This window comes from Paracoccus broussonetiae, assembly GCF_031854425.1.
GTDB classification, from domain to species: Bacteria; Pseudomonadota; Alphaproteobacteria; order Rhodobacterales; family Rhodobacteraceae; genus Paracoccus; species Paracoccus broussonetiae.
In genome coordinates this window covers 231,292-251,258 of sequence record NZ_JAVRQI010000005.1, presented here as the reverse complement: position 1 = coordinate 251,258, position 19,967 = coordinate 231,292, and the positions used below count along the sequence as shown (strand labels likewise).

Below are 19,967 nucleotides of genomic sequence, written 5' to 3'. Positions count from 1 at the left end.
GTTCACCTGTAGCTATGCGGACAATGCAGCCATTCGATACACACGCGATCAGCTTGTTCGCTCTGTTTCACGCCGGCGCGCGACGTGACAGCGAACCGGGCGCTCAAACAAATGTCGAGCGCCCGAGGCAATCTTACTTCTTCAGATCCACGACCACTTCTTCAAGCTCGCCCTGGAAGTCGAAGGGCGCCTTGTAGTCCGTGGAGAGGGCGGTGCCGGTATCCATCCCGACGTCCTGGTTCTCGGACAGCGAATACTTGAACGGGGTCGTCTGCTCGATGGCACCCGAGCCGGCTGGCTGGCCGTCGATGGACAGCGTGATGGTGCCGTTCTTGCCCATCTCTTTACCGCCCTCATAGGCGAAGTCCATCTTCACCTCGTGTTCCCCGGCGGGCAGCGCCGCGTCGCTTTCGAACGAATAGACCGCGACGTCGATGTAGTTATGCGCGGCCTTCAGCTTGCCATCCTTGAGATAGAAGGCCCAGCCGCCGGTATTGCCGCCTTGGGTGAAGATCATGCCATTGGCATTCTCCTCGACCTTGACCTTGGCGGTGACGCTGAAGGACTTGTTCTTCAGGTCCGGGGCCGAGGATTCCGGCAGGCCGGCCAGCACACCTTTATAGGTGAAGTTGTCACGCCCGCCTGCAAGGTTCGGCTTGCCGGTGCCTTCGGCGCTGAAGCGCTCTGCCCCGCGCCAGTCAAGCGGCAGCGCCTTGTTCTTGGAGGCCTCGGCCCACCACAGCGCCTTCAACTCTTCCAGCTTCTCGGGGTTTTCGGCCGCGATGTCCTTGGACTGGGTGAAGTCCTCGTCGAGGTTGTAAAGCTCCCATTTGGCCTTCGTCGGGTCGAACTCACCGCGAACCGGGTCCCAAGGCTCGAAAGCCAGCGATGCCGCCCACCAGCCTTTGTCATACATTCCGCGGTTCACGAACATCTCGAAATACTGGCTGGTGCGGACCTCGGGGGCCTTGGCATCATCCAGCACGCTGAGGAAGCTTTTGCCTTGGATCGGGGTCTGGGCCGTGCCGTTCACGCTGCGCGGCTCGGGGACGTTGGCGGCGGCTAGAATGGTCGGCGCGATTTCGATGACATGCAGGAACTGGGTCCGCGTTTCGCCCGTAGCTTTGAGCTTGGCGGGCCATTTCACGATCAACGGGTTGCGCACGCCGCCGAGATGGCTTGCGACCTGCTTGGTCCATTGGAAGGGGGAATCCACCGCCCAAGCCCAACCCGCCGGGAAGTGGTTGAAGTGCAGCTCGGTGCCGATCTCGTCGATGCGGTCGATCATATCCTCAGCCTTCATCAGATAGGCGTTGACACCTTTGGCAAACACAGGAAGGTCTTTTGCGGCTGTCACGAACGACGGGATCTCACTTTCTTCCGGGCGTTAACTAGGCGCTACGCGATTGCGCCGCGCCGCCCGATGTAATTTGGAGCCGAAGGCCCCAGTTTACGTGTATCCCCCGGTATGTTCCGGCAGTGTAATGGAGGACCCGACAATGGGTGCCGACCAAGAACATAAGAAGCCAGTCCAACAGGAAAACCCCCCGCAGCAAACGCAGGAGGCGCCCGACATGCCTCAGCGCGGCGACGGAGAGAAAAGCAATCAAATCGAGCGGCCCGGCGAGCATGAAAAGCAGCAGCGCGACCAGCGCGGCTGACGTCGTCGAGCAAAGGCTGATCGCTCCCAGTTCCTGCGGGCGATCAGACACTACATTTCTTCAAATGACGCAGCGAGGTTCGGGCGACCCGTCCGCACCTATGCGCTGAATGAATCACTCACAGGACAAGGCGGGGAGGTAGCGACCTCGCCGCTTTTTCAGTCTTTCCCCTGAAGGAAACAAAATGAGGCAAGACATAGAACTCATGAACTGTCTCAGTGGGATACGTGAAACCTATGCCTCGCCACCATGGCGTCTGGAGGGCGTTTCCGCACATGCACGGGGAAGCCTTGTTAGACTTGTGCATGTGAATGGCGAGCAGACTGCCATTCCGGTTCTTCTTCAAGCCGACCACGTTCTGCCGATGTTTGCGGCCTGGTCAACTGATTAGCGACGGTTCCGCTCAATCTGGGGCTATCGCAATCATCCAACTCTCGGACTTTTTTGGGAGATCGATACCAACGGTCTGCTCTGGCAGCATCGTCCCAGACACCGCACATCAGCAATGCCGGCTATGTCCTTTCGTCCGGCAACAGGGAGGTACATTTAATGGATTCCGAAAATATCAGCGACATCGTCGAGAAACGCATTCTCCTGCGGGACAAGGCGCGAGTAAGCGAGCGACGAAAAACAGGCGGGGCCGAATATGACATGCTGGTTCGCGCCACGAACGGTATGGACGATCCGGCCACCAACGAGGCATGGGCGACAAGCAATCGGGGCCATGGCGGGCAGCCGCCGCATGGGGACGGGCAGACGGGTGGTATAGGTGCGAATCGTGAGAGTGAGTTCAACGATCGAATGGACGCCCTCGCACTACGTGTGAGCGAATTGGAACTGCAGTCGTTGGAAAACGCAGAAAGCTCCGACCTTGGCGGCAGTGAACGTGGCTTGAAGGATGCCCTTGCGTGGCTCGAGCGCGTGACTCCGGTTGTTCGTCGGCTTTACTGGGCGGTCAAGGAAGCGGCTCCTCAATTCGAAGGACCGGACAGAACGGCGCTCGATCAGGCCGTAGGCGCGCTTGACGCATGGCAATCCGCCCATTCACGGCTGCACGAGACGATTGCCGAAACAAAAGCGCGCGAGTTGGACCCGTAAGCATCTGTCGAGGAATGAGACAGGTGGGAGAGGATCTGAATTAATCAGCCTGCGTGGGGCGGATTGCCCCCAGCGAGTAGACGCGCTAGCCCAGATGCGACTTTGTTTGCGTTGAGAGTTTGGCGCGCCGGTGGCGGCGTCCGAGCTAGGTTGGCTTGGCGGTTAAAGTCTCGCTGCACGGCGTCTGAACGGCGGCTTCTACCTATGCCGCAGGGCAGCATTTGTCACGGTCGACTGACCGGTCAGGGCTCTGAACGACCAGTCTAACTGTGCCTCAGCACGGTTCTCCGAGAAGTTCCAGCGCCGGGAACTGCTCGAAGAACTCGGCCGCAAGGCTGGGATGCATGAGGTAGACCGCCATGACATCCCGGATCCCGGCCATACCCGCACCATGGATTGCGTAACCGTCCTGACCGGCGTGGTGCGACAGCCACGCATGCATGTCGTCCAGCATCTTCCCGAAACCCGAACCCGGGACATAGATGAGAAGGCGCACGGGAAAGGATCGCTCACTGCGCTTGCCTGTGGAACTTGATCGCCTGCTCATGAGGTACTGCCGCCAAATCGCTTATTCAGGAAGAAGGCGATCAGAATAGGCGTCACGGCGACAAACCCGTTTCAAGCCACGCCTCTTACGAACACCCCTGCGGCCTCCAGCGCTTCGATGAAGGCATTTCGCGCATCCTCGGGATCAATTTCCCCCTTGGTCAACCGCAGCACTGCTAAGGCGGCGGTCTGGAATGTCGGTTCTTCTGGTTGGCAATGCCTCATCAGTGCCATCCCCATCCCTAAAGCATCGTTGACAATGCGGAAGTTGCCCACAGTCTCCTCATAGCTCACGGGGCGGATGGTCCGAGGATCACCCATCATACGCCCTCCAGCTGCAGCGCGCCGTCTGGAAGAGGGCGCTGAAGGTGCTTCGCAATCTCCCACGGCGCGTACATCCAGGCTTCCCATTCGCCTGGCGTCCGCAGGATCACCGGCATGGCTTTAGGGTGGATGACCCCAACTTCGACATTGGGCTGGCAGGTCAGGAAGCCGAACAGATCATCAGTCGTTTCGCCGTCTTTGACCTTGCGGATGCTGGTCCAACCGCGGGTCTCAATGCCCGCGAAGAACATCGGGCCGTCGTTCACCGGCGCAAACCAGACTGGCCGCTTGTCAGCGCCGGGCTCGCTGAAGCGGTCGACCGACACCAGGCAGCGGTGCTCTGGCCCCAGCCAGCGCCGCCAGTGCGGGCTGGCGACGTTGCGGATGTTTGTCACCCCGCTGTCCCGGCCGCTCTTGCTGTGGAACTGCGGCGGGCTTGGCATGCCCCAGCGCGCCTTGACGAGATCCCAGCCCTCACCCTCGCCATGCCGGATGATCGGCGCCAGACGATCGGGATAGATATCCCCCGGCTCCAGGTTCACTGCACGATCCGAAAGGCGCGAGAACAGCCGGCGCATCAATTCCTGAGGGGTGCTGCTGTGGTAGAGGTTGCACATGCGGTCAGGTCTTTTCGTTTTGCCAGATCCATTTCGTAATCTGACGAACCGGGCGCCGGACGGTCAAGCCTTCGGCCAGTTCCCCCGCGCTCGGCAGGCTCCATTGGATGTCGAGATATTCCGAGGTCTTACACTGGCCGCACTTGAAGGGAGGAAGGTGGGCCTGATGATACGGCCCGACCACCTTCATCAGGTCCGTCGCCCAGTACCGCGCCGTGCGCTTGCACATCGTGCATCGGACCGTGAGCAACATCCCTTTCTCCGCCTGCTGATAGAGCATGGGGTTACGGAAGGGGTTCGAGGAAAAACGTTTCGGGGGCATGGGCGAGCAGTGAGAACAATACGAGAACACACTAGACCGACGAGGAAAGAGAGTCGATGCCGAGCGATGGGAACCCGGACCACAATTCTGCGTTTTCCGGCCGTCAGCGCGTCGGAGGTATGGGAGGGTTGCCCGATGGACGAGAGTGTATTGGCGTGCGTGCCCGGACTGCTGAAGCACGCGAGGGGGTTTCAGCTTGACGAGGAAAGAGCCGAGGACCTCGTCGCGACAACATTAACCTGGGCAATCGATCATGTGGATCAGTTTGATCCTCGGTTCGGCATTGAGAACTGGCTCGTCTTCATCACTGACATGTTGGCTTGTGAAGTTCTGGGCAAACCAACGCCTGCTCCCTGAATGGCTGCTCCTGTGATTGGTCTGCTATCTCGCCTTTTGGCGCGCATCGCGCACATTTGCAGCATGACAAGCAATGCTGTGGAAAGGTGCAGCCATGAAATATCCGCTCTCTATCGTTAAGGAAGGCGACGGCACGATTACCGTAACCTGTCCCGACTTTGACGAAATCAGGGCGACCGCCGACACCTTCGAGCAGGCTTTGGCGTGTGTGGAACTTGCCGTCGCGGATATCATAGCTGAACGCCTTCAGGCCTTCGCGGATATCCCAGTGCCCACGAAGGCGAATGGGCCATGCGCACTTGTTCCCTTGGCACTGGACATCAAAGTTCAACTTCTTTGGACACTGAAACAAGCTGGGCTGACCCGCGCCGATCTGGCGAGACTGACGGGATGGCCGCGTACCAAGGTCGACCGTCTGTTCTATCCCCACCACCAAGCCAAGCTTGCGCATTTCGAGGATGCCTTTGCGGCTCTGAACAAGACCGTAATATTGCGGCTGGAGTCTGTCCCGCAGTTCCGCCCTCAAGCCACGGAAGAGCTTTTGCCCCCAACCTTGCGCGGGCGGTCGAAATCCTGACCGTTTTGCGGTATCTTGCTGGGACCGTCCAACTCAAAGGAGGGTGTCATGTCGGGCACTGAAAAGGCAATCCGCTCGGGCGAAGAACCGGTTCAAGTTGAGGCTCCACCGGTAGCCGACCTCAGCGACGAAGAGGTCGAGGCGGTGTTCGAAGATCTGGTTGCGCAGATCGACGCAGAGCAACAGACGTCTGAAACCTGAATGGCCCCGAATCGGCGTGAGCGAGGGGGATAAGCGCCCCTCTGATGCGCAATAATCCGCCACACAAATCCCACACACCTTTCTATAGAAGGTGGCATTTTTGGTGGACTCGGCAACTTTTAGTTGCCGATCTGCCCGTTGTTACGACAGACTAACAATGTCGTGAAGCGGATTTTCGCCGAATCGATAGCCCTCGTTTGCGCCGCAATTTGCGTGCCTTTCTGAAAGGACTTCCCATGCCCTACTACACTGAAATCCCCGACGGAGTTATCACCGTCGGCGCCGATCTCGGCATTGCGCTTGTCGATGACACACAACTGCTCAATGCGTTCGGCACCTCTCAGGAGTTCAGCCAGTACGATGTCGATGCCAACGGCGCGACGACCCTCTCCAATGGCGACAACGTGTCTCTTGTAGATGCAGATGGCACATCGCTGACGGGAGCGGGAACCTATGTCGGTTCCGCGACTTTTGCCACTGCCGCTACCACTGTAGGCATCAGCGGACTTGCATCTATCGGCCTCCAAGTGAACGAGTTGGAAGGCTCGATCATGGAAGCCAATGGTACCTACTATTTTATTAGCGATGAGCCAGTAGACGATGGGCATATCAACGTCACCGCGAGCATAACGGTTGCTGGCTTTCCGGTCAGCGTGACGGGTCCGATTTCCGATATCACAGACCTTCTCGCCGACGCTGTTGCAGACCTTCCGTTGGGTGTTGGGACGGTTGCATCTGGACTCATTCGAGGCGCGGAGGGGTTGATCCAGACCACCGCAAACGCTGTGGCCACCACACTGGACAACGACACCACTGATGATCTGGCACTAAGCGACGCAGAGGTTTTCTGTTTCGTAGCGGGGACCATGATCGAAACTCGCAACGGGCAGATCGCGGTGGAGAACCTCAGGGTCGGAGATGAGGTGCTGACGCGTGACCGGGGATTCCAAGAGATCCGCTGGATCGGTTCCGTTAAAATTCCCGCCGCAACTCTCACTCGGCAGCCCAAGCTGCGTCCTATCCGGATCAAAGCCGGTGCAATCGGTGCCGACATGCCGTCATCGGACCTTTTGGTTTCGCCCCAGCACCGGATCTTCGTACGCTCGAAGATTGCGGTGAAGATGTTCGGAGCCTTGGAGGTCCTGGTTCCAGCCAAGCAGCTTCTGCAGCTCGAAGGCGTCGATTATGCCGAAGATCTCGAAACAGTGGAGTACTTCCATTTCCTGTTCGACCAGCACGAGATTGTCATGTCGAATGGTGCCGCTACGGAGAGCCTGTTCACCGGTCCTCAAGCACTGAAAGCCGTTGGGCACGCCGGGCGGGCCGAGCTCCTTGCTCTCTTCCCCCAGCTAGCCGACCCAGAGTTTTCCCCTGAACCAGTCCGCGCCATTGCATCCGGCCGTCAATCACGAAGGCTTGCGATCCGTCACACTGACAAGCATCGGGCACTCGTTTCCTGACGAGCTTTCCGGGCCTCGGGCATCTGTAAGTGACTGGGTGCTGACATGATGGTGTGCGGTGTCTCGGATCGCCCAAGGAGGCTCGCCTGAAACGCAAAAAGGCCCCCGCCTCGAGATGACCGAGGCGGGGGCAATGTTTAGAGGAGCCGGGCGATCTGTTCGCGATTGCTGATCAGCAGCTCCTGCGCGGCTGTTCCACCGGCCGAGCTGACCGTATAGGTCAACCTGACCTCTTCGAACTGGAAGCCATGGAAGGTCTCGCGGATCTCGGCGGTGTCGTTGATGCTCATCACGAACCCGCCACGAATTGCGGCCAGGCGCTCGGACATCTCATGGAAGTCGGCACGGGCGAACATGCCTTTGCCATAGTCCGTCTCTCCCCCGAAATACGGAGGGTCGAGATAGAAGAGCGTCTCCGGGCTGTCGTAGCGTTCGATCAGCTCGCGCCAGTCCAGGCATTCCAGCACGACGCCATCGAGCCGTTCGCGCGCTTCTTCAAGGATGACCTCAAGACGCGCCATCGAGAAGCGCGGTCCCGAGGTCGGCGAGATGCCGAAAACCCCGTTGACCTTGCCGCCGAAGGACAGGCGCTGCAGGTAGAGAAAACGAGCCGCGCGCTCCAGGTCGGTCAGGGTGCGCGGATCCGTTACCCGCAACCGGTCGAACTCCTTGCGGCTGGAGATCTGGAACTTCATCACCTCCATGAATTGCGGCTAATGCCGCTGCAGGATTCGGAAGAGATTAATGATCTCGCCGTTCAGATCATTGGCGACCTCCAGGCGCGGCTTGAAACGCCGGCGCAGGAAGACTCCGCCCATGCCGACGAAAGGCTCGGCATAGGTGCGGTGATCCAGCGCCTCAATCCTCTGGATGATGCGGCCGTGCAACTGCTTTTTGCCGCCGAGCCAAGGGGCGATCGGCGCGGCAGGTTTAACTTGCTCCAAGATATGATTCTCACTTACGCGGCCCCTGCCCTCGCGAGGGGTGCAGGCGACCATAAGTGTGCTTTGGTCGGGGCGGCTCTCACTCCAATGGTTGCCGCTTGGATCGGGCTGTTAGCGCAGGCCGATCCCCTGCCGCACGCGGCAGGACGTTCTATCTAGCGATCGAGCGGCAGGTTGCGGTTGATCGCTTCCCCGATCTTCTTTCCTGCGTCAAATGCCGACTTGCCGTTCTCGACCATCTCGATGATTTGGCCTTCTTTCTTCGGGTCGAGGGTATAGGGGCGCGGTATCGCGCCGCTGAAGGTGCCGCGCTGCTGGGCGAAGATGATCAGATAGAGGGGATAGAGCGTGCGCATGAAGCTCGCGATCTGCTCTCCGGTCCAATCCAGCCCGACCTGCTGCGCGATCGCGGCGACCGCATTGGCAACCGGCTCGCTGCCCTCCCCCGTCAGATGCGTGAAAGCCAGATCCACGGTGGTCAGCGCCGTCGGCACGATCCCCAGCCAGAAGCTACGGGTCTTGGCGATCCAGATCGGCACGATGGTCTTGATCGAATCCATGTTCGAAGTCCTCTTTCGATTTTTGAAGGATGGCCCGCGCCCGCTGTCGCGCCGCGTCGTCATCGACCACGCACGGCAAGACCGGTGACAGGACTGGCGGGAAGATCAGGCGTTGAGCGCGGCCCATGTCTTGGGACCGATAATCCCGTCGGCCACGAGCCCCCGGGATTTCTGGAAAGCGATCACGGCCTTGTAAGTGGCCTGGCCAAAGATCCCGTCGACGCCATTGGGATCGACGCCGAGAAGCAGCAGCCGTTCCTGTGCCGCGCGCACGGCCGCGTTGCGGCTGCCCAGGCCGATCTTCGGATAGACGGGGGCCAGCGTGTCCGGGATCGCCTGCCAGCGCTTGTAGGCGGCCTCCAGGCGGGTGTGATAGCCGTTGGCGGCATAGCCCGCGCCGTTGTAGCCGCGCGCGAAGCCGGACCAATCATGTCGGCGCAAGTCATCGTCCAGCGCCTCGGAGCTGATGAAGCTCACCATCGCCTCGAGGCCCGCAACCTCGCGCTCGCAGAACGCGGCGACCATGTCCCCGGCCGAGGCGTAACCGGCGGCCTTGTGATTGAAGCCCATGATCTGGCCGAGGCCCCAGCTGGCAGATTTCAGCGCTGCGGCAGCATCGATCCTGATGGCTGTGGCCAAGCGAGGATAGCTGTCCGCCGGATAGGCGCCCGCGCGCCATTTCGGATAGGCCAGCCCCTGGGCTTCCGCCACGGTGCGCTTTGACCCCTGCCCCAGCTCGCGATAGAACACATGCGGCTCGAACAGCATCTTTGGCCGGCCCTCCCTGTCGAATCCGCCGGCCGAGGTCTCGACCTCGATCACGGCGCGGATTTCGTCTTCGCCGACGCCGATCACCCGGCCGACACGGGCCACGTCGATATCGGTGAGCGGCCTTGCGGCGCCCTTGAACCCGGCTGGGTACATGCGGTTCTCCAATGAAAAAGGCCCGCTCAAGGGCGGGCCGAGAGGTGGTGGAACTTTGCGATCAGATTCTTAGTTGTGCGCCAGTCGCGGCCGGGGCCTCCCTTATCCGGCCACGATCAGGCCGGGTGCGGGGGTAGGCACCCCACCCGGCCGCTCAAACATTGGTCGTAACAGATCTGAAGACGCGCTACAGTTGCATGGACGCGAGTAGTCAGCGCCGTCGACGTTGCCCCAGTCAGCCATGCCTCGCCGGGAGTTTTTTGACAGTCCGCCGCACAAATCTATCTGCCTTGCACAGCATCCTTTGCTTTTTCGTCTTTTTCCCGATAGCTAGAAGACGCAACGTTTCAATATGCGCACTCTGTTTCCTCGATGGCTTCAGTCTGCTGTGTTCTGACCGAGCCAAGGCTGCCGCGTTTTGCGGGTAGCCCTCATGAAGGGAAGAGCACGATGGCCGCTGGCACCGTGAAATGGTTTAACCCCGCCAAGGGATTTGGCTTCATTGCCCCCGAAAGCGGCGGAAATGATGTATTCCTGCACATCTCCACGGTCGAGCGGGCTGGCCTCCAGAGCCTTGCCGACGGTCAGGCTGTAACTTTCGATCTCGAACGGACCCGGGACGGACGTCAGGCTGCAACTAACCTGGCCTTGGCTTGAGACAGCAAAATCGCGTCGATTTGCCATCCTCGCCAATAACAGCGAGGCACAAATGACCAAAGCCAAGGACCTGTTTAGCAACCCACTCGTGCCGCTCACACCTTGGGAACGTACGAAGACCGAAGCTCTGCAAATCCTCGACGATGCAACAGATCGCCGACAGGAACTGACCGCGTCTCTCAAAGAGGCCCGGTTGGCACGTGAAGCCGAAAACCCAAAGAACCGTGCAGACAACAAGCCGAAAAAGAAACCCTGATTGCTACCGGGGGATGGTGGTGGCGACTAATCGTCGCCACCGTCCGAAAAGGTTAGCCCTCGCGACAGGGCCTCGTAGCTGCAAGCCCGCCAAAGGTGAGGCGCTATCTTTCGGGCGTTAACAGTGCGCTGCGAGATAGTTGCGGAAGGAGGGCTGCATTCCAGGTGCGGAACCCCCACCTTCAGATCATCTGCGTGGCGCGCGAAGCGCGCAAGAACTGAGGCTTGGAACCAAAGTTTATAGCCTATCTGCGCCCGATCGGGCTACCCGTGTCGAGCGTAGTATTTCCGGGGAAGATGCAACAAGGCGGGACAAAGTTTTGCCCGCTGGTATGCAGGCTTCAAACCAGCCGGAAGGCGAGGCGGCGGGGTCAAGATCCCGTCGCCCCTGCCCATCAACGCAGAGGGATATGATTTGCCAAAAAGGGTTGTTCTTACTGATGCAATGAGCGGCATCACCGAATTCTTCGACCATCCACCTTGGCGTCTTGCTCTCATCAGTACCTATCCTCGATGGAGCATCGTCAAGCTGATCCACGACGACGGAACGCAGCTCATCATCCCGACCCGAGCTTCAAGAGCGGCACTCGACTTGAGATTTGACATCTGGCGGATGAACGACTCGGATTACTTATAAGATCTCCGTTTAGGTCAAGAGCCAGCTTGAATCTGGCCGGGCCATGTACAATCCGCAAGTTCGGCGAATCCGGGCTTCAGGCAGAGAAGAAAATACGGCTGAGCGCCACCCCGATAAATCAATCAAAGTGACGGGGCCGCGGCCGTGGCCGCAAAACCTCCATCACGGACCTGGCCGCGGCAGCAGCGAATAGGTGACCACGTCGGTGCGGTCGAAAACGCGCCGACCGTCACAGTCATATTCCAGCGCGACGAAGAGCTCGATCCGGCCGGGTCTCAGGGTATCCGGCGGCACCAGCTTGATGCGCAGCCGGGCAGTTTCCTCACCGATCTGGCGGGACGGCATCACAGCCGAGCCCGGTGTGGTGACGCCACCCGCCTCGGTAAACAGGCTCTGCCCGCCGATCAGGACGCATTTCGCGCCGAGCTCGGTCCGCTCCAGGACCAGGTTCAGGATCACGGCCTCGCCGACATGGACCGGTTCGGTGACATAGCTGAGACCAGGCGTCTGTCGGATAACGCGATTGTCGCCGGTGGCGTCGGTCAAATCCGTGCGCAATGCCGCGACCTCTTGCTGCAGGGCGGCCAGAACGCGCGGACTGTCCCAGATCAGCTGCATCGTCGCCCAGAATGGCGTGAAGATCGCCAGCAGGATGGCCCCGACGACCCAGAATGCGATCCCGGTCAGCCAGATCCAGAGGCGATCGAGAAAGAACTGGCGCGTGGGCACCAGGCGCGGGCCCTTGCTCTCTATGGTCTGGGTCATCGATCGGCGTCTCCTTCCGCGCCCGGACTGTGCAACGGGCATCCCTTGACCAGCCAGTCCGGCCAGCGCTCGTTGTCGACCGCCTCGCCGTCCCGGACCGTGCAGCTGCAGCCATGCTGGATGGCGATCCATTCGCCCGGGGCGACCTCGCGGCCGCTTTCATCGCGAAACGTCATGCGACCGATGCCCCCGTGATGCGGGCCACGACGGTGGCCCGGGTTGCGGCAAGGCAGACGATGCGCTCCAGCGCGGCGGTGACTTCGACCGTCGCGCCGACCTGGGTGACGGTGACGGGCTGGATCCCCGCCCAGTCCGAGAGGTCGATCGTGTCGGTCGAGGTCAGGTCGGTGATGGTCTGCAGCTGGCCGGTGCGCATGATCCGGAAGATGTCGGCATCGCTTCCGCCGGTCAGGCGATGCGAGCCGCCGGTGACGATCAGCAGGTCGTTGCCGGTCCCGCCGAGCAGCGTGTCATTGCCCGCACCCGCGATCAGGGTGTCGTTGCCGGACCCGCCATCGAGCGAGTCATCGCCCGCGCCGCCGTCGAGATAATCGTTGCCGGCATAGCCCATCAGGGTGTCGTTGCCGGCGCCGCCATAAAGCGTGTCATGCGGCTGTTCCCAGTTGGCTCCATCGCTGCCGCCGATCCAGTCATTGCCGCGCCCGCCATAGGCCAGCACCCGGCCGCCCAGAGAGGCGCTTCTGGAATTGGCGACACCGGTCAGGATGTCGTCGCCGTCGCCCAGCTCGACCACGCGGTTCTTTCCGGCGCTGAGGACAATGACGTTGCTGTCGGCATTGCCGAGGATCGACATGCCCTCGGAATTGTCGGTGAGGTTCAGGAAGCCGACGCCGGTCGGCATGGTGATCCGCTGCTGCGCCACCCCGCGCCAGGGCGTGGCGGCCTGGTACATGCGCAGGTAGTTGGGCGTCCGCGCCATCTCCTCGACATCGCCCATCAGGAAGATGCTGTTGGTGATGGCCTTTGCCGGCGGCTCCCAGCCGAGAAAGGAGGTGAAGGGCGTGCCGGGCCGCAGGATCGCGCCATCCGTCACCAGGTCCAGGCCCCATTCGCGGCAGGTCTCATAGAGCATATCCCGATACTGCAGGAAGAGCGGATTGGTCGGGTCCCTCAGCGCGATGTTGTCCTTCAACCACGGGTCGGTCATGACGTTGTAGAACTCGAAGCTCTCGTCCTGGTAGACCGAGACCCGCCACGGCCCGATGGCGCCGGAGGCAGAGCCGTAGTTGAAGCTCGGGACCATCCGCTCGGGCATGGGGTGGCCCTCGCAGAAGGGCTTCAGGGAGACGCCGCGGTAATGCGACGGCAGATCGACGCCGAGGATGTCGCAGACGGTCTTGCCGATATCGATCAGCGACACCGGGTCCCAGACCTCGCGCGCGACCGTCTGGCCGGGCAGCGAGACCATGAAGGGGGCGTTGCAGGATTCCTCCCAAAGCGTGAACTTGTGCCAGCGGTCCTTGTCGCCCAGGTGATAGCCGTGATCCGACCAGCAGGTGATCAGGGTGTCATCGTTGAAGGGGCTGGCTTCCAGCGCATCGAGGACGACGCCCAGCTTCTCGTCGGCCCAGACGACGGCAGCGATGTAATTGCGCACCGAGCGCCGCCAATAGTCGATTTCCTCGGGCGTCCAGGTGCCGGGGCTGGGCGTGCCGATCTGCTGGCCCATGCCGACGAAGTCGCGCGGGAAGGGCAGCAGGTCCCAGGCCAGCGGCCAGTCGGCCGGCATGATGATGTCGCCCAAGTCCAGGCTTTCGTAGATCCGGGTCGGCGCGTACCAGGGGTTATGCGGATGGTGGAAGCCGCATTCCCAATGCCAGGGCCCGTCCGCCGGATCGCGCGAGAGCAGGAATGCCGCGGTGCCGTCCGAGACCATGGCGTCGTAATATCGGTCTTCCTGGTCGTCCCAGCTCTTGCCATACATCCCGCCCCATTCGACACCCTCGCCGGATGGGTTCCAGATCACCGTGAAGGGCGGGCTGTCATAGAGCGCGGCATAGACCGAGGCCGGCTGTGGCACATAGCCGTGGAAGATCTTGCCGATGGTGCCCATCCAGTAGCCGGCGCGGCGCAGGTGATAGGTCCAGAGATGCTCGGGCTTGACCCAGTCGCCCACCGGATCGAGGTTGAAGACCCCGGTCTCATAGGGCGAGAATCCCGACATGATCGAGGCCCGCGACGGATTACAAATCGGGATGGTCGCCGAGGCGCGCCGGAAATTGGTCGAGCGCGCCTCCAGCCGGGCGAGGTTCGGCAAGGCCACCTCGATCCCGAAGGGCGAATGCCCCCATTTCCCCGCCTGGATGAAGTCCTTGTACTGGAACAGGTCATCGAAGGCGATCATCAGGTGATTGGTCATGCCGCGTAGCCCGTGAGGTTGTAGTCGTTCCAGGCCGACATCAGCACCGGCATGGAGCGCACATCGCCGGCCACGATCGCGAGGTCGCTGATATTGCCATTCGCGAATTGCTGGCTGGCACTGCCCTGCCCCACCATCAGCGTCAGGTTGGCATCGGCCTTGGGCGTCAGGCCGGAGACCGCGGTCGCGACATCGAAGGCGCCGCCATTCAGGCTCAGGGCAAAGGTGGCGTTGCTGAGATCGATCACCGCCGCCATGAAACCCCATTCCGAGACCGGTGCCGCGGCACCGAGATCGGTCGAGGTCGCGTTGAGCGCCAGCGACTTGTAGTTGGTCGAACGGCGCGGCATCCCCCAGATCACCGAGGCATCCGAGGCCCAGGTCAGCGACCAGGCTTCACCCGCAATGGTCGAGGTCCAGAAGTTCATCAGCACCGAGATGACATTGCCCGGGTTCGGGATGCTGGCGTTGAACTTGCCGGCATTGGCGGGCGCGGAGGTGAAGGCTGGCACCTGGAAGTTGCCGCGTGGCGTCCAGGTGACGTTGTCGTCATAGGCGTCCAGCGGCACGCTGCCCTTGCGGGCCGGGATGCGCCAGCGATTGTTGGCGGGGTTCCGGAACGCCTTTTTCTGGACCAGGGTCCAGGCGTGCTTCACTGTCGCATCGGCCTTCAGGATCGAGGTGAAATGCCGGACATCGGTGACCGGGCGGTCGATGATCGTGTTCAGATATTGGGTCATGATGATCCTCAGTTGACGGTGACGCGGCCCGATCGGGCAAAACGGTAGAGGGTCTGGCCGGGAACCGCGGCCGAGGGCTGCGACCAGCTGTCGGTGATGCTGCCGCGGTTCGCGGGCTTGCCGTCGCCGGGATCGCCGCTGCGCCCGAAGGCATAGTTGAGCGTGACCGCCCCGGCCGGCGCTGCGGCCAGCGTGATCGTGGCATAGCCGCCCGACACCGTGACGCCGGTGATCGCGGGCGGGCTCGATCCGGTCAGGGTAAAGCCGTGATTGGCCGGATCGCGGATCACCAGAGGCGACAGCGTGGCGAAGCGTGCGGTGATGGTGCTGTCCGACAGCGTGGCTTCCTCCAGCGAGGGACAGAACCATTCCCGCGCCAGTGCCAGCTCGGCGATCGCCAGGGCCTCGATCTCGCGCACCATCAAGAGCGCGGCGGGCGTCAGGCTGGCCGGGGATCCGGCGATCAGCTCGAAAGGATAGAGCGGCGTCGGGACGATGAAGCCGAGCGAGAAGAAGTCCCAGTCGAGCCGCCCTTCCGCGAGGATGACTTCCGAGGTGCCATCGGTGCGGGTGCCGAAGCCCTGGTTGACCATCGGCCGTGGCAAGGCGGCCTGCCGTGTGACCTCGACCGCCTCCAGCCGCAAGCCATTCGCGACCAGCCCGTAATGCTCGCGCGCGGTCGCCTGCAGCGTGCCCGGCGCGCCATCGAGGAGATCGAGCTTGATCCAGCCAACCAACAGGTCCTTGCCCCAGCTGGCTGCGGCATCGACCGCCGCCTGCAGGCGCGCCATCAGCTGCACCCGGCGCGGCGCGCCCGCCAGCACATCCGTCTCGACGGTCGAGCCGATCACCTCGGCGATCGGGAACATCAGCGCGCGCGCCTCAAAGGCATCGCGCTGCCGGGTCAGGATCGCGCTGGCGAGCCCGGAGGCCGAGGTCTGGGTGTCCTGCGGCTCCAGCTCCTCGTCGAAGACATGCCAGCGGTGATCCTCGATCGAGGAGGCTGCGCCAGTATCGCCGCCACCGATGGCGAGGACGGCGATCGCGAGCTTCTGGGTATCGGCAAAGAAGCGGCCGCCGCGCTTTTCCATGCCGAGCGACCGGCCCGGTGCGACGATGGTGGTGAACTTGACGACGCCATCGCTGTCGATCACCGCGCCGAAGGCATCGCCGGAGAAGCCCGGATCGACGAACTCGACCGAGCCGCCGCCGGTGCCGCCGCCGGATTGACCGGCCGGGTAGGAAGACTGGTCGCGCATGTCGATGCCGCGCAGGATCCGGCCCGAGCGATCGAATTCCAACCCGATGATCCAGTCGCCCGGCCAGCCCGAGACGTCGAGCGCCAGGCTGTAATCCGAGCCGTCGCGGACATCATGGCCGAAGACCACGACGCCGCGCGCATCCACCACCTCCTCGCTGATCCAGTCGCCCGGCCAGCCACTGCTGCGCGGGGTGACGATGCCGCCCAGCAGACGCCCGAGCCTGTCATAGGCCAGCGCCACGCCATTGAGGCCCAAGGCCAGAACCTCGCCCTCATCGCCCGGCCAACCGTCATTCAGCACCCGGTCGCGGATCTGGTCACCCTCGCCCGCGCGCAGCAGCTCGGAATAGACCCCGGCGAAGACATCGTCCGCAGTGAAGGTGCCGCGGGTCTGGCCGTTCGACCTGGTCACCAGCGCCTTGCCGTTGCTGCCCTCGGCCAGCACGATACCATCGCCCGGCCAGGACTGTTCGGTCGAGGACAGGACGGAATCGGCCATGTTCTGCGCGACCAGCAGGATCAGGTCGCGCAGGCCGAAGATGTCATCGAGACCGAGGGCGCCGATGATCCGGATCTCGCGCGGCGTGGTGTTCTGGATCAGGCCGAGATAGCGATTGCCGCCGACGACCTCACCGGCGGCAAAGCTGCTGCCGTTTGCCCGCTTCAGGACGAATCCTTCGGTGCCGATGGTGGCAACCGGATCGGGGCCGGTATTGGTGACCGGCCATTGCAAGCGCACCGGGGTGCCGACCGAGGTCGTGACATGCGATTGCGTCGGATCGATCGTGAAGCTCGCCGCCTGGGCCGTCCCGCCTGCGACCAGCACCGGGACGAGGGTATCGCCCCGATTGCTGCTATTCTCGATCATCGTCAGCAGCGCCTGCAGCACGGCGTTCAGCGCTGCCTCGAACGAATCCTCGTTCGCATACTGGTTCGGCGCCGCCCCGGCGATGGGCAGGTTGAAGATCGGTGCAGGCATCTGGGCCCTCTGGTCTAGGGGTTGGTTGTCGCGCTGCCGCCCGGGGAGAAGTCCGAGAGGTTGCCCCATTCATCGCGAGCGCGGGCGTAGTAATAGCGGGTGGTTGCCGCCGCGAGGCCGGTATCGGCATGGCTGACCGAGACCGAGGCACCGGCCTGGCGGGTGGTGAGCAGCGTCGCCACCAGCGGGTTGTCGACATCGCTGCCATAGATGAGGATGGCCCGCGCACGCTGGTCGTCGGCCTGTGTCGCGACGATGTTGATCCGGCTGGAACTGACGGCATTGGCCTCGGGCGCCGGCGGGCGCTGGACGACCACGGCGGGACCGGTCGCGGTGATCGTGTCCGAATAGATCCAGTCCGATGTCCCGAAGGTGCCGACCGTGCGCACCCGGATGCGATAGTTCTGGCCGGTCTCCGGCCAGGGCACCAGCGCGACGAAGACGCCATCCTCGTCCCCGGCGCTGCGGCTCAGCGTGCCGCCGGATTGCCAGGCATTCACCGTGAGCCCGAGCGCTTCCACCGAAGGCCCGCGCCATTCCCATTCATAGCCGCGGGCGGAGGCCGAGGCGGATTCCGTCCAGGCACTGAGCACCCCCGGCACGGTGGTATTGCCCGAGGCGCGCGCTGCCGCCGTGCCGGTGACGATCGAGGGTTTCGGCGGCGGCTGCACCCGGCCGGTCGAGGCGACGAAATCGCCCTGCAGCATGTCCCGTTCCTCGGTCGTCGGATCCCAACTGGTGATCTCGTCCGAGGTCTCGGTCAACACCGCCGGCAGGCGGATGGTGATCGACTCGTCATCGTTGATGCCCGCGGCCGGGGCGATGCTTTCGACCTCGTACTTGCCGTCCCAGGCCCCGAAGGGGCTGCCGAGGTTGACCCGGCAGATCGAGCCGGCGACCAGGTCGAAGCAATCCGGAAACAGCTCCCCGCTCACCTGGCGCTGCATGCGCGAGCGCCAGCCCATGATCTTGCAGATCCGCTGCGCCTGGCGGTGGTCGGTGACGAAGTCGAGATCGAAGGTCAGCCGCTTGGCCACGCCGCCATCCGCGGCCTGTGCGCCGGGGATGACATAGACCGGGGTCTCGGCGCTTTCATAGGCGCGGTCTGGGGCCGGGAAGCGCGCGACCGCCTCGGTGTAGAGATCATCCGAGCTTTTCCAGCGGGTCAGGTTCAGCGGCTGGCCGGTGGTGACTTCGGTGATTGTCTTCGCGCTCAGGCGGAACACCGTCGGGATCAGCGCCAGCCGGCCACCGACGCGCACGAGGCGCGAGGCCCCGGCATCGAGGAGCGGCTGCAGCTGGTCCTCGATCTCGGTGCCATCGGTAAAGGTGAGGATGCCGTCGCAACGATAGCGCTGGATCGTACCCCCGGCCTTGACCCCGACCAGTTCCTCGGCCACGTCGGCCCCCCAGGAAAAGGTGTCGATCCTCAGGAAGGTATCGGGATAGGGCCGCACCGGGTTGCGGCGCAGCGCATCGAGGATGATCAGGCTCTGGTTGCGGCTGAACCTGGTCTCGCCGTCGCGCGGATCATAGACCAAGGACCAGTTGCCATCGACATTCAGCTCGGGCGGCGTGGCTGGCCAGCGTTGCTGACGCGCCTCATCGCCGCCGCAATGCATGATCGCCCAAAGCACGGTGCGCCCGCGCCAGGCATCATTGGCGCTGAAATGCCCGCCGCTGCCCGACACGATATCGGCCGGCGGCGCGGTCTGGCTGCCGGTCCCGATCCAGTAGCGGACATAGGTCTCGCGGCCGGCGATCTCGACCTCGTCCGAGAAGAAGACGTCATTCGTTCCCCAGGCGCCACCACCGGCGGTGAAGTCATGTTCATTGCCGGATTTCTGGACCGCTCGCTTGTCGAGATAGACGGTGATGGGACCCGCGCTCGGGCGGCTGTTCAGCAGGTAGCAGATATAGAGCAGCTTGCCGCGCACCTTCCAGCCGACCGGCGTGCCCGGTGCCCAGGTCTTGCCATAGACGTAGCGATAGGCCGGCAGCGAGGTCGGCCGCGCCAGTTCCCCGCGCACGGCTTCCTGGCGGGGCTTTTGCTGCCTGAGTTTCGCCACGACCATGCTGAGCCCGGCCGAGGCCGCCATCGAGACGATGCCCGCGACCACGCCATAGGCGAAGGACCCGGCTGCCGCCGCGCCGAAGATCGCGCTCGCGACCCAGGCGCCGATGGGGGCTGCGCCGGCGGGATCGGGCAGGGCAAAGCCGAGGAGCGCGGTGGTGATCAACAGCAGTTTACGCATGCCAGCCCTTCTCGGCGGATCGCAGGATCGCGAATCCGGCCATGGATTTCCCGGCCCAGATGCCGGGCGCGATGCAGATCAGAAGCGAGCCCGGCCCGCGCCCCATGTCGCCGAGGGCCAGCCCGCCCACGGCATGGCCGGGAAGCAGCGCCGCGCGCGCGGCCAGATCGTCGGCGAGGGCGCCAAGCCCGCCATGCCGGGCCAGCATCCGCTTAGCGCCAAATGCCCCTCGATAGCCCCGGACCGGCGCCATCGGATCGAAGCCCCAGAGCCCGGCGAAGACCGTGCAGGCGGCGCTGCAACAATCGCATGGCCCCCATTCGAAGGGGCGCGACATCACCCGCTCGACCTCGGCCATGACCTCCGGGGTTGAAACCGCTCTCGACATGACCGCTGATTCTCCGCCAACACTGGATGGATCGCGCTCCCCGTGAAAATAAGAGATGG

The 19,967-nt window shown here is 62.9% G+C and carries 23 protein-coding genes and 1 pseudogene; 9 read left to right on the top strand and 15 right to left on the bottom strand.

Annotated elements, in window-relative coordinates:
- Positions 1–133: 133 nt before the first annotated feature.
- Positions 134–1,303, bottom strand: a complete 1,170-nt coding sequence (locus tag RM190_RS08705; RefSeq protein WP_311759024.1) for a sulfatase/phosphatase domain-containing protein — start codon at positions 1,301–1,303, stop codon at positions 134–136.
- Between the two features lie 196 nt (positions 1,304–1,499).
- Here RM190_RS08705 and RM190_RS08700 point away from each other — a divergent pair, with 196 nt between their 5' ends.
- Together RM190_RS08700 and RM190_RS08695 are read left to right on the top strand one after the other, a co-directional pair.
- On the top strand, positions 1,500–1,661 hold the full coding sequence (locus RM190_RS08700) for a hypothetical protein (protein WP_155097027.1): 162 nt from the start codon (positions 1,500–1,502) through the stop codon (positions 1,659–1,661).
- 549 nt (positions 1,662–2,210) lie between these two features.
- Positions 2,211–2,759 carry a hypothetical protein gene (locus tag RM190_RS08695; RefSeq protein ID WP_311759023.1) on the top strand — a complete coding sequence of 183 codons (549 nt, stop codon included), beginning with the start codon at positions 2,211–2,213 and terminating at the stop codon, positions 2,757–2,759.
- A 274-nt stretch (positions 2,760–3,033) separates the two neighbouring features.
- Here the strand turns inward: RM190_RS08695 and RM190_RS08690 are convergent, their stop codons facing one another.
- From RM190_RS08690 to RM190_RS08675, 4 genes are all read right to left on the bottom strand, one after another.
- Complete coding sequence (locus RM190_RS08690) at positions 3,034–3,213, bottom strand: hypothetical protein (protein WP_311759022.1); 180 nt, start codon at positions 3,211–3,213, stop codon at positions 3,034–3,036.
- Positions 3,214–3,377: 164 nt separating this feature from the next.
- Positions 3,378–3,599: a DUF982 domain-containing protein gene (locus tag RM190_RS08685; protein WP_311759021.1), complete on the bottom strand. Its 222-nt coding sequence runs from the start codon at positions 3,597–3,599 to the stop codon at positions 3,378–3,380.
- A gap of 26 nt (positions 3,600–3,625) precedes the next feature.
- Entirely contained in the window at positions 3,626–4,246 is a 621-nt protein-coding gene (locus tag RM190_RS08680) for an SOS response-associated peptidase (RefSeq protein ID WP_311759020.1), read from the bottom strand.
- A gap of 4 nt (positions 4,247–4,250) precedes the next feature.
- Positions 4,251–4,526 carry a hypothetical protein gene (locus RM190_RS08675; protein WP_311759019.1) on the bottom strand — a complete coding sequence of 92 codons (276 nt, stop codon included), beginning with the start codon at positions 4,524–4,526 and terminating at the stop codon, positions 4,251–4,253.
- Between the two features lie 177 nt (positions 4,527–4,703).
- Here RM190_RS08675 and RM190_RS08670 point away from each other — a divergent pair, with 177 nt between their 5' ends.
- The 4 genes from RM190_RS08670 (at position 4,704) to RM190_RS08655 (ending at position 7,163) form a co-directional block, all read left to right on the top strand.
- On the top strand, positions 4,704–4,925 hold the full coding sequence (locus RM190_RS08670) for a sigma factor (protein ID WP_311759018.1): 222 nt from the start codon (positions 4,704–4,706) through the stop codon (positions 4,923–4,925).
- 94 nt (positions 4,926–5,019) lie between these two features.
- Complete coding sequence (locus RM190_RS08665; RefSeq protein WP_311759017.1) at positions 5,020–5,502, top strand: type II toxin-antitoxin system HicB family antitoxin; 483 nt, start codon at positions 5,020–5,022, stop codon at positions 5,500–5,502.
- Positions 5,503–5,550: 48 nt separating this feature from the next.
- Positions 5,551–5,703 (top strand): hypothetical protein, encoded by a 153-nt coding sequence (locus RM190_RS08660; RefSeq protein ID WP_311759016.1) that lies wholly within the window; start codon positions 5,551–5,553, stop codon positions 5,701–5,703.
- A 236-nt stretch (positions 5,704–5,939) separates the two neighbouring features.
- On the top strand, positions 5,940–7,163 hold the full coding sequence (locus tag RM190_RS08655; RefSeq protein WP_311759015.1) for a Hint domain-containing protein: 1,224 nt from the start codon (positions 5,940–5,942) through the stop codon (positions 7,161–7,163).
- Between the two features lie 137 nt (positions 7,164–7,300).
- On the opposite strand, the pseudogene RM190_RS08650 reads toward RM190_RS08655, so the two are convergent.
- The 3 genes and pseudogenes from RM190_RS08650 to RM190_RS08640 form a co-directional block, all read right to left on the bottom strand.
- Positions 7,301–8,107, bottom strand: a pseudogene (locus tag RM190_RS08650) (DNA adenine methylase).
- A 155-nt stretch (positions 8,108–8,262) separates the two neighbouring features.
- Entirely contained in the window at positions 8,263–8,730 is a 468-nt protein-coding gene (locus RM190_RS08645) for a hypothetical protein (protein ID WP_311759014.1), read from the bottom strand.
- Between the two features lie 42 nt (positions 8,731–8,772).
- Positions 8,773–9,603: an N-acetylmuramidase domain-containing protein gene (locus RM190_RS08640; RefSeq protein ID WP_311759013.1), complete on the bottom strand. Its 831-nt coding sequence runs from the start codon at positions 9,601–9,603 to the stop codon at positions 8,773–8,775.
- 438 nt (positions 9,604–10,041) lie between these two features.
- Between RM190_RS08640 and RM190_RS08635 the strand changes: the two genes are divergently transcribed.
- From RM190_RS08635 to RM190_RS08625, 3 genes are all read left to right on the top strand, one after another.
- Entirely contained in the window at positions 10,042–10,248 is a 207-nt protein-coding gene (locus RM190_RS08635; protein ID WP_311759012.1) for a cold-shock protein, read from the top strand.
- A gap of 52 nt (positions 10,249–10,300) precedes the next feature.
- A complete protein-coding gene (locus RM190_RS08630) occupies positions 10,301–10,504 on the top strand; it encodes a hypothetical protein (RefSeq protein WP_311759011.1) in 204 nt (67 codons plus the stop codon).
- Positions 10,505–10,948: 444 nt separating this feature from the next.
- A complete protein-coding gene (locus RM190_RS08625; RefSeq protein WP_311759010.1) occupies positions 10,949–11,140 on the top strand; it encodes a hypothetical protein in 192 nt (63 codons plus the stop codon).
- 162 nt (positions 11,141–11,302) lie between these two features.
- Here RM190_RS08625 and RM190_RS08620 read toward each other — a convergent pair whose 3' ends face one another.
- Genes RM190_RS08620 through RM190_RS08590 form a run of 7 tightly spaced genes read right to left on the bottom strand, consistent with a single transcriptional unit; the run spans position 11,303 to position 19,908 of the window.
- Positions 11,303–11,905 (bottom strand): hypothetical protein, encoded by a 603-nt coding sequence (locus RM190_RS08620; protein WP_311759009.1) that lies wholly within the window; start codon positions 11,903–11,905, stop codon positions 11,303–11,305.
- Positions 11,902–12,081 carry a hypothetical protein gene (locus tag RM190_RS08615; protein WP_311759008.1) on the bottom strand — a complete coding sequence of 60 codons (180 nt, stop codon included), beginning with the start codon at positions 12,079–12,081 and terminating at the stop codon, positions 11,902–11,904. Before RM190_RS08615 ends, RM190_RS08620 begins: the two co-directional genes overlap by 4 nt.
- On the bottom strand, positions 12,078–14,285 hold the full coding sequence (locus tag RM190_RS08610) for a sulfatase-like hydrolase/transferase (RefSeq protein WP_311759007.1): 2,208 nt from the start codon (positions 14,283–14,285) through the stop codon (positions 12,078–12,080). Before RM190_RS08610 ends, RM190_RS08615 begins: the two co-directional genes overlap by 4 nt.
- A complete protein-coding gene (locus RM190_RS08605; protein WP_311759006.1) occupies positions 14,282–15,025 on the bottom strand; it encodes a LamG-like jellyroll fold domain-containing protein in 744 nt (247 codons plus the stop codon). The genes RM190_RS08610 and RM190_RS08605 overlap by 4 nt, the downstream gene beginning before the upstream one ends.
- Positions 15,026–15,033: 8 nt before the next feature.
- Positions 15,034–17,265: a hypothetical protein gene (locus tag RM190_RS08600; RefSeq protein ID WP_311759005.1), complete on the bottom strand. Its 2,232-nt coding sequence runs from the start codon at positions 17,263–17,265 to the stop codon at positions 15,034–15,036.
- Between the two features lie 14 nt (positions 17,266–17,279).
- Entirely contained in the window at positions 17,280–19,520 is a 2,241-nt protein-coding gene (locus tag RM190_RS08595) for a phage tail protein (RefSeq protein WP_311759004.1), read from the bottom strand.
- Positions 19,513–19,908 (bottom strand): DUF6950 family protein, encoded by a 396-nt coding sequence (locus tag RM190_RS08590; protein ID WP_311759003.1) that lies wholly within the window; start codon positions 19,906–19,908, stop codon positions 19,513–19,515. Before RM190_RS08590 ends, RM190_RS08595 begins: the two co-directional genes overlap by 8 nt.
- Positions 19,909–19,967: the final 59 nt, after the last annotated feature.

What these genes read in the sequence shown, in the direction of transcription:
- RM190_RS08655 (WP_311759015.1), top strand. Translation starts at nt 5,940, where the DNA reads ATGCCCTACTACACTGAAATCCCCGACGGAGTTATCACCGTCGGCGCC.
- RM190_RS08665 (WP_311759017.1), top strand. Translation starts at nt 5,020, where the DNA reads ATGAAATATCCGCTCTCTATCGTTAAGGAAGGCGACGGCACGATTACC.
- RM190_RS08600 (WP_311759005.1), bottom strand. Translation starts at nt 17,265, where the DNA reads ATGCCTGCACCGATCTTCAACCTGCCCATCGCCGGGGCGGCGCCGAAC.
- RM190_RS08630 (WP_311759011.1), top strand. Translation starts at nt 10,301, where the DNA reads ATGACCAAAGCCAAGGACCTGTTTAGCAACCCACTCGTGCCGCTCACA.
- RM190_RS08595 (WP_311759004.1), bottom strand. Translation starts at nt 19,520, where the DNA reads ATGCGTAAACTGCTGTTGATCACCACCGCGCTCCTCGGCTTTGCCCTG.
- RM190_RS08690 (WP_311759022.1), bottom strand. Translation starts at nt 3,213, where the DNA reads ATGCTGGACGACATGCATGCGTGGCTGTCGCACCACGCCGGTCAGGAC.
- RM190_RS08670 (WP_311759018.1), top strand. Translation starts at nt 4,704, where the DNA reads ATGGACGAGAGTGTATTGGCGTGCGTGCCCGGACTGCTGAAGCACGCG.
- RM190_RS08705 (WP_311759024.1), bottom strand. Translation starts at nt 1,303, where the DNA reads ATGAAGGCTGAGGATATGATCGACCGCATCGACGAGATCGGCACCGAG.
- RM190_RS08605 (WP_311759006.1), bottom strand. Translation starts at nt 15,025, where the DNA reads ATGACCCAATATCTGAACACGATCATCGACCGCCCGGTCACCGATGTC.
- RM190_RS08645 (WP_311759014.1), bottom strand. Translation starts at nt 8,730, where the DNA reads ATGACGACGCGGCGCGACAGCGGGCGCGGGCCATCCTTCAAAAATCGA.
- RM190_RS08695 (WP_311759023.1), top strand. Translation starts at nt 2,211, where the DNA reads ATGGATTCCGAAAATATCAGCGACATCGTCGAGAAACGCATTCTCCTG.
- RM190_RS08700 (WP_155097027.1), top strand. Translation starts at nt 1,500, where the DNA reads ATGGGTGCCGACCAAGAACATAAGAAGCCAGTCCAACAGGAAAACCCC.
- RM190_RS08610 (WP_311759007.1), bottom strand. Translation starts at nt 14,285, where the DNA reads ATGACCAATCACCTGATGATCGCCTTCGATGACCTGTTCCAGTACAAG.
- RM190_RS08615 (WP_311759008.1), bottom strand. Translation starts at nt 12,081, where the DNA reads ATGACGTTTCGCGATGAAAGCGGCCGCGAGGTCGCCCCGGGCGAATGG.
- RM190_RS08660 (WP_311759016.1), top strand. Translation starts at nt 5,551, where the DNA reads ATGTCGGGCACTGAAAAGGCAATCCGCTCGGGCGAAGAACCGGTTCAA.
- RM190_RS08675 (WP_311759019.1), bottom strand. Translation starts at nt 4,526, where the DNA reads ATGCTCTATCAGCAGGCGGAGAAAGGGATGTTGCTCACGGTCCGATGC.
- RM190_RS08625 (WP_311759010.1), top strand. Translation starts at nt 10,949, where the DNA reads ATGAGCGGCATCACCGAATTCTTCGACCATCCACCTTGGCGTCTTGCT.
- RM190_RS08680 (WP_311759020.1), bottom strand. Translation starts at nt 4,246, where the DNA reads ATGTGCAACCTCTACCACAGCAGCACCCCTCAGGAATTGATGCGCCGG.
- RM190_RS08635 (WP_311759012.1), top strand. Translation starts at nt 10,042, where the DNA reads ATGGCCGCTGGCACCGTGAAATGGTTTAACCCCGCCAAGGGATTTGGC.
- RM190_RS08590 (WP_311759003.1), bottom strand. Translation starts at nt 19,908, where the DNA reads ATGTCGAGAGCGGTTTCAACCCCGGAGGTCATGGCCGAGGTCGAGCGG.
- RM190_RS08620 (WP_311759009.1), bottom strand. Translation starts at nt 11,905, where the DNA reads ATGACCCAGACCATAGAGAGCAAGGGCCCGCGCCTGGTGCCCACGCGC.